This is a genomic window from Clostridium sp. BJN0013, from assembly GCF_040939125.1.
Classification (GTDB): Bacteria; Bacillota; Clostridia; order Clostridiales; family Clostridiaceae; genus Clostridium_B.
Window position 1 is genome coordinate 1,606,583 of the sequence record NZ_CP162495.1, and the last position, 12,287, is coordinate 1,618,869.

Genomic DNA, 12,287 nt, shown 5'->3' on the forward strand with positions numbered 1-12,287 from the left:
TCAATTATGTAGGTTGATGTAGAGATTATAATTTAAAATGAATTTTGGAGGTGGCTATCATGGATACAAATATTTCCTGGGTAAATGATAAAAAAATAGAGAGGACTATTAAAGCCTTAAAAAGGAATAACATGAATGGATTTTATGTGAAGGATAGGCAAGAATTTTTCAGTAAAATAGAACAGCTAGTCAAAAAAGATTCTGTGGTAAGTTGCGGAGGGTCTGTTACATTGCAGCAGTCAGGTGTTTTGGAATATTTGAGAAGTGGAAGATATAAGTTTTTAGATAGGGCGGCAGAAGGAGTGACTCCGGAGCAAAAAAAGCGGATACACAGAGAAACTTTTTTTGCAGACGCATTTTTTACCAGCGTTAATGCCTTAACTGAAGAAGGAGAACTGTTTAATGTAGATGGTACAGGTAATAGAGTTGCAGCTATGCTTTTTGGTCCTGATAAAGTTATTGTAGTCTGTGGTGTAAATAAAATTGTAAGAAATTTAGAAGAAGCTATAGAGAGAAATAAAAGTGTATCTGCCCCTGCTAATGCCAGAAGGCTTAATTGTAATACACCCTGTGTTAGCACCGGACGCTGTATGGAGTGCAATAGTAAAAGCAGAATATGTAACGAGTATACCTTAATAAGAAATCAACTTGATGATTCCAGGATTTATGTATTTATAATTGATGAAAATTTAGGATATTAAATTTATCAATCATATAGAAATACCGTATTATTCATATATTTGAATTTTACGGTATTTTTATCTAGGAAAGTAAATAAATATTTCAATAACTTTAGGGAATTATAAATATAAATACGATATTAAAAGGTGATAGTTATGAATAAATTCAAGATTTTTTTGCATATTATTGTAGTAGTAATATTTATTATATGTTTTTTAGGTACAAGTGGAATGCTGGTGGAAAATATGGAAATACCAGTAGGGGTAGGAGCGGATATAGAAAGAAATTCTGACAATGTATTTTATAGCATACCACTTTTGGTATATTCCTTTGAGAATGTAAATCAAGTGATGAGTACTACCATTATTGGAAGCAATGGAAATCTGGGACAGACAATTCAAAATAGACAATTAAAAGAAGGGAAAAAATCCAGTTTGGGGCTTAATAGAGTATTTTTATTTGGTGAAGAAACTGCAATGTTTGGCATAAAAAATTTTTTAGATATATGGGTAAAGAATCAAGCTACAAATGACAGGGCATTATGTGCAGTGTGTAAAGGGAAAGCTGAAGACATATTCAAATATAAGACTAAAGAGTACTCTAATGCTGCAGAATATATTGAGGGAATGATAAAGAATCTGCGTGAATATAATTTTTTTTCTATGCAGTATACTGCTATGGATTTAATAGTTAGAGTGGATGCGGAGGGAAGAAATGTACTATTACCCTATATAGAGTTAAAGAATAATGGCATAGAAACTACAGGGCTTGCCATATTCAAACGGGATGTTATGGTGGGAAAAGCAGATATGAATGAAACAAGAATAATTAATATTTTAAAGGAAAGTAGAGTTAAAGGTATATTGACATTACAAAAAGATTTAAAGCATTATATAAATTGTTATGCATATTCAAAAAGAAAAGTTAAATGTTATAAAGAAAATGGTAAGTATAAATTTGTAATATATTTAGATATAGAAGGAAATATGATGTCCAATGAATTGTATAGCAATTTATCTTCAAATCCTCAGGTATTAAAAGAATATGAAGAAGATATGAGAAATTATATAGAAAAAAAAGCTAATGAAACCATAAGGAATATTAAATATAAGTATAAAACTGATGTTTTGGATCTGGGTAAAATTGCCATATCAAAGTACGGGAGAGGTACAGGTACTGATTGGAATAAAGTGGTATGTGACTCTGAAATACAGGTTAATGTAAAGTTTAAGGTAAATACTGAAGGTAGGGGAGATTATTAATAATATGTGTTCAGTTGAGTTCCGTGTGATAATGGAATATTTTCTCAAATAAATAACTGGTGATAGAATTTATGTCACACGTAAATAGAATTTTACGTGTGACTAATGTTAAACTAAAGTTTTATTAAATAATATGTGATAAACCTAAGTTAAATATTTTATCTGAGGGTTGGAATTAACTAAATATCCCAGCTTCCTTAGAATGGGGTATTAGCATTGTTGTGTCCCTTTATAAATTCTTCTAAGGTTCAGATGGAGAAAAACATTGTTTATGAGCAAACTCTACCTGAACTTTAGAAGAACTTGATAGTTACCTTAATTTAAATAAACATTAATCTTATTTTGTACAGTTAACTCCTAAGTTACTAAGTGATGAAAAATCAAGATTTCCACAATTGTAGTTTGTTCCATTAAGAGTTATACAATTAGAAGAATCTGTACAATTATTGGTATTTTTACAGTTAGTAGGGTCTGTACAATTATTCGATTCTGTTGAAGGACAGTAAGACTGACAGACTACAGATGCATCTTTTGCATCGGATGCATGAACCGTTGTAGCAATTCCTGTGTTTAATAATAATGGTGCTGCAAGTATTAAAGCTGAAAGTAATTTGTGTTTAAGTTTTAACATTTTCAATTCCTCCTAAATTTTTACTATAATATAATTTTCAATTTATTTTTCACTTTAGATTTCGTTTTTGGAAATTTAGGTTTATCTATGGTTGTTATGTTAACAGTATTTTTATGGTGTATCATTATTAAATTAATGGATTTAGTGGCTTAAAAATACTTTAAAACAAATTTACTCATTATATATAATAAACTTCTAAGGGAATTTCATTATATATAACATAATTATAACAAGGAATTTTATATAATATATATAATATAATGGAAAGTATTTATATTCCATAAATATATTGAATGTAGTAATACACACTGCTGAGTATAAAAATGTACAGAGTCTAATTATAAAAATACAAATAATTACATATTCAAAATAAAGTATAAATTTTCCCGTAAATAAAAAAACAAATATTTTTTAAAAATATAAAAATAGTATTGGTATAATAAACATATTTTATGATTTAAACCTATTTAATAGAAAAAATTAAGGGTTTTAATGCCATATGTGGTGAGTGTGATGATGTATATTAAGGGAATATATTTTCAATTTATATAATAAATAAAGTAATAAATCCTCCCTTAAGATTGTACATCATGTCAATTTTACGCTGTTTTTTTAGTAATATGCACTGAATTTATAATTCTGCCAAAAACCCAAAATCTGTATCCTAAAAAGTTAACTGTTTGAGCTAATACCATAGAAATAATTTTTGCTAAAAGAGAATTTACGGAGCTATCCATTAATATACTTAATCCTATTAAACTTACAGTTAGGGAAGTTGAATTAACCATAATAAATTGAATAATTTCCTTTATTGTTTTCTTGTTAGCTTTTGTATCATTAAAAGTCCAGAATTTATTTAAAATATAGCTGTTTAAAGTGCCACCACCATAAGAAACTATCTGACTTATAATATAGTTAACACCAAATAAGCTATTTAATATACAAAACAGTATAAAATCAATCATGGTATTTAAACCGCCTACACAGCTAAATCTTGTAATATGTCTAAATTTTTTATTATTCACAAATATATTATAAATATTTTTAACAATAGTCATATAGCTCACCTCTCCTAAATTAATATATTTAAATAATAACAGGAGAATGTAGCATAATAATGGCATAATTATGTTAAAATAATGTGATTTTTTTAAATTTATTGCATTTGTGGTATCAGTCTTTATTTCTAATATATTTAAGACTTATACTAGGATTGCTGGTTTTTATGGATCTAATTTCAAAGTGTTTTAAAGAGGATACAAAAGGGGTAAGTTTTGAATAGCCGTAGTTTCTGGTATCAAAGTCTGGATATCGTTTGTTAAGAGTGCTGCCTACTTCACCCAAGAATGCCCAACCATCTTCATCGGAGATTTCGGTGATAATAGTTTTTATAGCCTCTATCAATTTATCCATACTTGTCATGCCGACTTTTGGGTCTTCCTGTCTTTGGGATTCTTTATTATTTGTATGTTCATCAGATTTTGAAGCCATTGAAGCCAATACTTCAAGGTATTTGAATTTTTCGCAAGCGGATATAAAAGGAGTAGGAGTTTTCTTTTCTCCCATGCCAATAACAAACATACCTGCTTCCCTTAAGCGTGCTGCCAGCTTGGTAAAATCGCTATCACTAGATACAATGCAGAATCCATCAACATTATTTGAATAGAGTATATCCATAGCATCAATTATTAAGGCTGCATCTGTTGAATTTTTCCCTGTAGTATAACCATATTGTTGTATTGGACTAATAGAATAATTGAGCAATACATTTTTCCATGAGGCCAATTGGGGCTTAGTCCAGTCACCGTAAATTCTTTTATAAGTTGGCGTCCCATGATTTGAAATTTCATCAAAAATATATTTTATATATTTTTCAGATACATTATCAGCATCAATTAAAACAGCAATTTTTTTATCTTTATCCATAATTTATCTCCTTCACATCTGAATATTTTTAAACTATTTTACTATAGACCTGTATAATGAAGGGCTCTTCAATAATTATATATCTATTATAATACACATTAGGTGATTTTTGTGAATAATCCCATGATCATTTTGATTTAAAATAGTATTTTTGTAGAATTATTTTTATTTATATAGTAATATAATACTGCATATATGTCACTTTGAAACACCTTGTATTTAGTTTCATCTATTAGTTAAACTAATATAACTATTTAGGGGGTGTTTCCAATTTTTTTGTACATTTTATAAGAATAAGGGTTAATATGTAAATTAAAATGTTTATAATGATTGAATATAATGTAAATATATTATAAGATATTATTGTAACCATAAATTAAGGAAATATTATTTAATAATAAAATTTATTTTAGGAGGTAATTTTTATGGCATCTTTAAAAGGTACGAGAACTGCTGAAAATTTAATGAAAGCTTTTGCAGGAGAATCTCAAGCAAGAAACAGATATACTTATTATGCATCTATTGCTAAGAAGGAAGGATATGTTCAAATTTCCAATATATTTTTAGAAACTGCAGAAAATGAAAAGGAACATGCAAAGAGATTTTTTAAATTTTTAAATAATGATCTGCAAGGACAATCTGTGGAAATAAATGCCTCTTATCCAGTTTCTTTAGGGGATACTAAAACTGTTTTGAAATCTGCTGCAGCAGGGGAAAATGAAGAGTGGTCCCAGCTTTATCCTGCATTTGCTGATGTAGCTGATGAAGAAGGATTTCATGCCATAGCAATGGTTTTTAGAAAAATAGCTGAAGTTGAAAAGCATCATGAAGAGAGATATTTAACATTACTTAAAAATGTAGAAAATGGCACTGTATTTAAGAAGGATGAAGTAGTTAAGTGGAAGTGTGCTAATTGTGGATATATTCACGAAGGGAGTTCAGCACCAGAGGTTTGCCCTGCCTGTGCACATCCTCAAGCATATTTTGAAATACTTACGGAAAAGTATTAATAATTTATGTTTAGATAAATAAAACCTGCACTGTGGTTATGGTGCAGGTTTTTACTATATTTAGTATGATTAATATAGTCTTGCAAGTAAATGATATCATTAAAATAAATTTTATTCAATAATAAGTTTAAGAAATTTGTATTAAATCTAGAAATAGGGAGTTTAAGATAAAAAGACCTTAAAGAGGAGCGTAAGCAGTGCGTATCTCTCGCTTTGAAGAAGTTGGAATGGAAGTATCTAATTGCTGCCTTCGGATAAATAATTAGAAGGAATATAGAATTTTATGTAGAAATAAATATTTATAGTGGAAGAATTCGAAGCATTAAAATATTAAAGTAAGTAGGTGGTACAATGAAATATTTAAGACAATTAATGATCATTTTATTCATATGCTTTTTAGGGCAGGTATTAGAGATTATATGTCCTATACCTATTCCGGGAATTGTCATAGGCCTGATTTTGCTTTTTTTAGCATTATGTACAGGTATAATTAAAATTGAAATGATAGAAGATATAAGCAATCTATTATTATCACATATGTCTTTTTTATTCATTCCAGCAGGAGTAGGTCTAATGGTATCATTCAATATATTAAAAGGGAAATGGGTAGCTTTTATGTTTATAATTGTTATTTCTACCATAATAGTGTGGATTGTAACTGCTTATGTAGTTATTCTTTTAAGAAAGGTGCATTTACATGAATAATTTAATCAATACAGGTATATTTGGAATATTAATATCATTAATTGCTTATGAAATAGGAATTTACATAAATAAAAAAACCAATATGTCTATATTTAATCCATTATTAATTGCAATAGTTTTAATAATACTTTTTCTAACAAGCTTCCATATAAAATACGAAAGCTTTAATATAGGAGGGGATATAATATCATTTTTCTTATATCCTGCTACAGTGGCATTGGCAGTACCTTTATATAAAGAATTTTCCTTATTTAAAAAAAATGTCGTACCCATTTTTACAGGCATATTGTGCGGCTGTATAGTTGGGATTGTTTGTGTTATTGTATTTTCAAAATTTTTCAAACTATCAGATATACTTATAATATCTTTAATACCTAAATCTATAACCACACCTATTGGAATGGCTTTATCAAAACAATTAGGAGGAGTACCCTCTATTACAGTTATTGCTATTATTATAACGGGAATATTAGGTTCAATTGTAGGACCATTTTTATTTAAAATTTTAAAAATCAAGGATAAGGTTGCTTTTGGAGTTGCCATGGGTACATCTTCTCATGCCATTGGGACAGCTAAGACCATGGAAATAGGAGAAACTGAAGGGGCTATGAGTGGACTAGCTATGGCCATTTCAGGAATTATTACTGTTTTTTTGGCTCCTGCTTTATGGAAAATAGTTCTTATAATTTTGAAGTGATGATTTTCCATAATTCTTGGAAGTGATAAATAAGATTTTGTTATATTCAGATGGAGAAAAGCATTTCTGGCGGTAAACTCCATCTGAATACAAGAAGTGTTCTATTTACAATCTTTTATAGGATTGTTTTTACTTTGGAGATAGTCTATAACATAGGTTCTCATTTCATTCATGGCATTAGAATCTCTCACCATTTCACCATGGGTATAGGAAGTGTGTACTACACTAAATCTATTATTTACATGGGCAAATTTATCAGCTTTTGTCTTTAAAAAGTCAACTAAATCCAATATATTATTTTCTGTTATATCTGGAAGTAATTCCGCTTCAGCTGGATCTATTCCAAATTCTAATGGATTTTCTTTAATCATCGACACAATCTCTGCTAATGATGGAGTACCTGTTGAGGGATCTCCTGTGAAATTTTTTGTATCTGCGGAAATTAGCAATACATTTTTAGTTATATTCCAGGTTCTGGTAATATCGCTATCCCAGGACATATTTATATATTGAAGTTGTTCATCTTTTGATAAACCTGATTCTGGATCATATTCTAAAACAGCACTAAGATTTTTTGTCATATTAAATTGCTCAAGATCTTTGAAATTATAGTAGGCTCTATCGAGCAACACTATATCTTTTACTCTATCTGGATATTTTTTTGCAAACATCATGGCTGTATCTGCTCCAAAAGAATGACCTACCAAATGTGCCTTTTTTATACCATATGAATCTAGAACTTCTTTTATTGAATCTAACTGAGTTTTCCAGGATACAACAGGTATATGTCCACTATTACCATGATCTAGATAATCTAAAGTTATTGTCATGTATGGGTTGCTCTGATTATATAAAAATTTTCCGTGGCTGTGAGTACCTCCCATACCATGTAAAAATATAATTGCTTCTTTTTTGTTTGGAGAGTAATTATAGGCTTCAGTATATATTTTTACTTTTCTGTACCTTACATATTTTTGTCTAATATCACTATTGGCACTACAAGGTATTATTGCAAAACTTAAAATTAATATAGTTATAAAGGTTAGTCTAAAAAATTTTTTCATAACAAAACTCCTCCTAAAAATAAATTATAGTTAAATATCATTCCATATAAAATTCTTATTTCCTCCTAATTTTTGTAAAAAACTTCATTATAAAAACACACGAATAGTAAAACTATCCGTGTGCTATAAATCATTTTTTAAGTTCTTTAATCTGCTCTCGGAGATCTTTAATTTGACTCTTTTTTTCTTCTAAAGACGTAAGATTCTCTTGTTGGGATGCAATGTTAAGTATATCGGCTGAAACAGCAGTTAAAAAATTTCCCAATACATTATTCTCATCAGCTGATTTTCCTTCTGTAAGTGCAAGCGCAATTAGATTTGCTAAAATGGACAGATCTTTAGGGGTTATTGAATCAAAAAGTGACATTATAGTTCACCTCAGATTCATTATATTAAGGTGAACTATGTATAGTTACATCTGCTTGATGTATATATAAAATTTTAATGATTCCATAATATAATTATTTTACTCGTATAGGACTTCTTCATTTTTTACATGAGCTAAAATTATAATTGCAACTATAATGCATATTGTTCCTAACCATTCTGATAGACTAAAAGGGACATGCAGCCATAATATAGATAAAAAAGCTGCTGATAAAGGTTCAACAGAGGATAATATACTAGTTTCTGTTGGCTGTATATATTTTAAACTTTCTAGGTAACAATAGAAAGCAATGAGAGTTCCAAATAACACTACAAATATGATGGCAAATATGGAAGCAATAGACCATTGACCTGTAAAATTCCAGGGTGGGTGAATGAAACTAAAAGCTAGTCCACCAATTAGCATTCCCCAGCCAACTACAAGTGTAGAATCCCATCTAGTAAGAAGGGAACGAGGCTGTATTGTATTGAAGGCTGCTGTAAAAGCTGAACAAATTCCCCAAAATAAGGCTAGATTAGAAATAGATAAATTGTGAGCATTGCCTTTTGTAATAATAAAAAATGTGCCTAACATTGCCAGTATAACAGATAGCATTTGTTGCAGAGTTGGAATTCTTTTGGTGGAAATGGCTAGATAACAGGTAATTATTATTGGTGACAAATATTGAAGTATTGTAGCCGTTGCTGCATTTCCATATTTAATGGCAGCAAAATATGTATACTGAACGCCTAACATTCCTATGATACCAAAAAATATAAGTTTTAAGCCATTGTGTTTGAGTTTCCAGATATTCCATATATCTTGATCGTTTTTAGCAAAAGTATATAATAATAAAATTAGCCCTGATACTAATAGACGAATTACAACAAGCCATTCTGGAGTAACTCCCTTTTCGTGGAATAGATATTGAGCAACAGTACCTGATATTCCCCACAACATAGCCCCTATAATTACAAGTATTATTCCTTTTATTCTTGGTTGAAAGTTTACCATACTCTCACTCGCTTTCTTTGTAATTATTTTGTGATTTATTATAAATATATTGATTTGTTTAAATAAATCTGTAATAATTTTATTATTATTTTTAATTTGTAACAATTAATATATTGTCAATATTTAAAACTATATTAGCGAGATGATAAAGATGCAGGTAGCAAAAATAGAAGTAGATGATAATTTACAAGAGGTAACAAAACATGGTTCTTACAGCTTTCCAATAGCAATTTATACAGATAGATTTAATTTATTTGAAGATGGTCATATTAGGTGGCATTGGCATAAAGAATTGCAGTTTTCATATTCACTTTGTGATAAGATGTATTTTTTTATCGAAAATCAAAAAATAGTCTTGAAACCTGGAGAAGGAATTATGGTAAATTCCAATGTACTCCATCAAATTAAGCCTTATGACAATAGTAATTGTATGATGTTTTCTATTGTTTTTCATCCTGTTTTAATAGGAGGTGCAAAAGAGTCACTTATTGAAAGAAAATATGTGAATCCAATCTTAGAAAACAGTGATTTGAAATTTATCTATTTAAAACCTAATGTTCAATGGCAAAAAAATATTTTAAAATATTTAAAACAAGTTTTCCTACTGTCAAAGAAAAAACCATATGGATACGAACTGGAAATAAGAAATTTTTTGAACATCCTCTGGTTAAACTTATTGAGAGAAGTAAAAAAGGATATTAAAGAATGTGGAACTGTAGTTTCTTATGATGAGGAACGTGTAAAATTAGCGCTACAGTATATACATAAATATTATGCAGAGAATATTTTATTGGATAATATTGCAATGGCAGCAAATATTAGTAAAAGTGAGTGCTGTCGTAGTTTTAGAAGGATCTTAAGAGTGACACCTTTTGAATATTTAATGGAATATAGAATTTCAAAGGCGTCAGAACAGCTTCTGAAAAGTAAAGATTCTATTTCTAATATTGCTTTTCAGGTGGGTTTTAATGGAACAAGTTATTTTGGGAAGATTTTTAAAAGATATATGAATTGTACTCCTTCTGAATATAGAAAAAAATGCTTTAAATGTTATAAATGATTATTAATGGCAAGTAATGATTATTTTTATATTGTTTACAAATAGTTAATTAATATAACATTAAATTGTAACAAATACTATATATAATTATAAGTGTCCTAAGGAAATACCTTAGAGAAAATAAAAATAATAATTGTCCCCTTGAAATAATAGTTTGCCTAGATAAGTACCTAATAATGTAAGGTGCTTATCTTGTTTGATTTTTTGAAAATTTATTTAAAGTTCATATCTCAAAATAGTAATCGAAGCTGTTATTAAATAATGTGGTATTAACATATATAATATAATTATATGTAATGATTGTTTATATTAGAAAAGTATAGAAATGGACTGATATAAGTATAATTAGAAAGACAAGGTTTAAATTAATATTATAAATTATGAATAAAAATATGAATAAAAAGAGGTATAGGAAACAAGCCATCTTTATTATATCCTGTGCCTTGAGTGAAGTGAAAGGAATGGTTATAAAAATGAAAGTTAATGCTGCATTTATTTTGTTGCACCAGAATCTGTTGGTGCTGTAAAATTTGATCATCATCCTGGATTTGGCTTTAAAAGTGGGGATGAACTTTTTAAAAGCCAGATGTCTTTTTAAATATTTCATATTATTCATAAATAGTTAATTAATATGCCATTAAGTTGTAACAAATACTACATATAATTATAAGTATCCTAAGGAAGCAAGCCTTAGTTTAAATAGATAGTTTATAAATTAATGTCCCCAAGTGTAAATTTAAACTGGTGTCTGTAGTTGCAGGGCACTTTAAACTTAAATGCAACTGCCAGAAGTTCGTATACTAAATAATAGTCTCCTTTAAAAATAATGTTATTAAAAGTAAGTACCCGTCATCTAGGGTACTTACTTTTGTTTTGGAGTAGAAAGAGATGGATGCAAACCTACCTTTTCTGATTTTTAATATTTAATATTAAGTTGATCCTTCAAATCAATTTTCTTTTTTCCAGCTGTCTTTAAGTATTTTGTTTAATGTTCCTGGTCTTAAATTTTACCTTTTTTAGTTGAATGGATGAAATGTTTATGTGAACTGACTTATCTTCTTCAGAGTGAGAAATAAACACTATTATGTACATGGATAAGTGATTCTGAGGTTCAGATGGAGAAAAGCATTTCTCATAAGCAAACTCTACCTGAACCTAAGAATAACTTGATTTTATAAATTACTTAACGGAAGCTATTATCTGTATTGTTATCCACTATCTTTGCATCACCATTTGAGTTTATACGAGCTTCTTCTCTTTTTAGTTTCTCATCCACTTTCCTTGTTTCTTCGATTTCACGTTTATGAGCAGATACCTCTCCAGTTACCACGGTGTGTTTATCCACATTGACCTGTTCTTCACTGACTGGAATACGTATAGTTTTTTCATCACTAATAGGTGTATCACTGGATTTATTATCTATTGCTCTTCTTTCGATAACAACTTCTTCACGAGTAACTGGAACATCAACTGCTTTTTGTTCCTCAACAATTTCTTTGCTTAGTTCAACTTCACCCTTTGCAACTTTGTTTTTATTTATATCAAGTTCTTCCTTATGAAGTGTAAGTTTTCCATCATCTTCACTTTTCTTATCATTGTCATTACCTGAAATATTGTCAAATAGACCCATCATATTACCTCCTATAAGTACATATTTTCAATTCATTAATATTTTATCCCTGCTGGAGTAATATATTCTTTATGAAATATGGATCTAGAGTAAATAGTTTACAACAAATAAATGTAATTTTTATTTTGCTTAAGAAGTTTATAATGATAGAGAGAGTATTGCATGAAAAAAATTAAAAAAATAACCATGTTTACCTGAAATTAGAATTTATTTCTTTGAATTCGGATTAGGTTAACATAA

The 12,287-nt window shown here is 28.8% G+C and carries 13 protein-coding genes; 6 read left to right on the top strand and 7 right to left on the bottom strand.

The annotated features are described in order from the left end of the window. Nucleotides 1–59 precede the first annotated feature (59 nt). Together AB3K27_RS08140 and AB3K27_RS08145 are read left to right on the top strand one after the other, a co-directional pair. Nucleotides 60–701 (top strand): lactate utilization protein, encoded by a 642-nt coding sequence (locus tag AB3K27_RS08140; protein WP_368490712.1) that lies wholly within the window; start codon nt 60–62, stop codon nt 699–701. 135 nt (nt 702–836) lie between these two features. Further along, nucleotides 837–1,943: a Ger(x)C family spore germination protein gene (locus AB3K27_RS08145; protein ID WP_368490713.1), complete on the top strand. Its 1,107-nt coding sequence runs from the start codon at nt 837–839 to the stop codon at nt 1,941–1,943. A gap of 337 nt (nt 1,944–2,280) precedes the next feature. On the opposite strand, the gene AB3K27_RS08150 is transcribed toward AB3K27_RS08145, so the two are convergent. The 3 genes from AB3K27_RS08150 to AB3K27_RS08160 form a co-directional block, all read right to left on the bottom strand. Continuing rightward, nucleotides 2,281–2,574, bottom strand: coding sequence for a hypothetical protein (locus AB3K27_RS08150; protein ID WP_368490714.1), 294 nt, complete (start codon nt 2,572–2,574; stop codon nt 2,281–2,283). A 599-nt stretch (nt 2,575–3,173) separates the two neighbouring features. Then, nucleotides 3,174–3,632 (bottom strand): GtrA family protein, encoded by a 459-nt coding sequence (locus tag AB3K27_RS08155; protein ID WP_368490715.1) that lies wholly within the window; start codon nt 3,630–3,632, stop codon nt 3,174–3,176. 115 nt (nt 3,633–3,747) lie between these two features. Further along, on the bottom strand, nt 3,748–4,500 hold the full coding sequence (locus tag AB3K27_RS08160) for an NYN domain-containing protein (RefSeq protein ID WP_368490716.1): 753 nt from the start codon (nt 4,498–4,500) through the stop codon (nt 3,748–3,750). A gap of 425 nt (nt 4,501–4,925) precedes the next feature. Here AB3K27_RS08160 and rbr point away from each other — a divergent pair, with 425 nt between their 5' ends. The 3 genes from rbr (at nt 4,926) to AB3K27_RS08175 (ending at nt 6,912) form a co-directional block, all read left to right on the top strand. Continuing rightward, on the top strand, nt 4,926–5,510 hold the full coding sequence (rbr, locus tag AB3K27_RS08165; RefSeq protein WP_368490717.1) for a rubrerythrin: 585 nt from the start codon (nt 4,926–4,928) through the stop codon (nt 5,508–5,510). Between the two features lie 351 nt (nt 5,511–5,861). Further along, nucleotides 5,862–6,215, top strand: coding sequence for a CidA/LrgA family protein (locus AB3K27_RS08170; RefSeq protein WP_368490718.1), 354 nt, complete (start codon nt 5,862–5,864; stop codon nt 6,213–6,215). Then, on the top strand, nt 6,208–6,912 hold the full coding sequence (locus AB3K27_RS08175; RefSeq protein ID WP_368490719.1) for an LrgB family protein: 705 nt from the start codon (nt 6,208–6,210) through the stop codon (nt 6,910–6,912). Before AB3K27_RS08170 ends, AB3K27_RS08175 begins: the two co-directional genes overlap by 8 nt. A 101-nt stretch (nt 6,913–7,013) precedes the next feature. Here the strand turns inward: AB3K27_RS08175 and AB3K27_RS08180 are convergent, their stop codons facing one another. The 3 genes from AB3K27_RS08180 to AB3K27_RS08190 form a co-directional block, all read right to left on the bottom strand. Next, nucleotides 7,014–7,976, bottom strand: a complete 963-nt coding sequence (locus AB3K27_RS08180; RefSeq protein ID WP_368490720.1) for an alpha/beta fold hydrolase — start codon at nt 7,974–7,976, stop codon at nt 7,014–7,016. Between the two features lie 130 nt (nt 7,977–8,106). Further along, nucleotides 8,107–8,343 (bottom strand): hypothetical protein, encoded by a 237-nt coding sequence (locus tag AB3K27_RS08185; protein WP_368490721.1) that lies wholly within the window; start codon nt 8,341–8,343, stop codon nt 8,107–8,109. Nucleotides 8,344–8,442: 99 nt separating this feature from the next. Beyond that, on the bottom strand, nt 8,443–9,357 hold the full coding sequence (locus AB3K27_RS08190; RefSeq protein WP_368490722.1) for a DMT family transporter: 915 nt from the start codon (nt 9,355–9,357) through the stop codon (nt 8,443–8,445). A gap of 151 nt (nt 9,358–9,508) precedes the next feature. Between AB3K27_RS08190 and AB3K27_RS08195 the strand changes: the two genes are divergently transcribed. Continuing rightward, nucleotides 9,509–10,417, top strand: a complete 909-nt coding sequence (locus tag AB3K27_RS08195) for a helix-turn-helix domain-containing protein (RefSeq protein WP_368490723.1) — start codon at nt 9,509–9,511, stop codon at nt 10,415–10,417. A 1,183-nt stretch (nt 10,418–11,600) separates the two neighbouring features. On the opposite strand, the gene AB3K27_RS08200 is transcribed toward AB3K27_RS08195, so the two are convergent. Beyond that, nucleotides 11,601–12,050, bottom strand: a complete 450-nt coding sequence (locus AB3K27_RS08200) for a YsnF/AvaK domain-containing protein (protein ID WP_368490724.1) — start codon at nt 12,048–12,050, stop codon at nt 11,601–11,603. Nucleotides 12,051–12,287 lie beyond the last annotated feature (237 nt).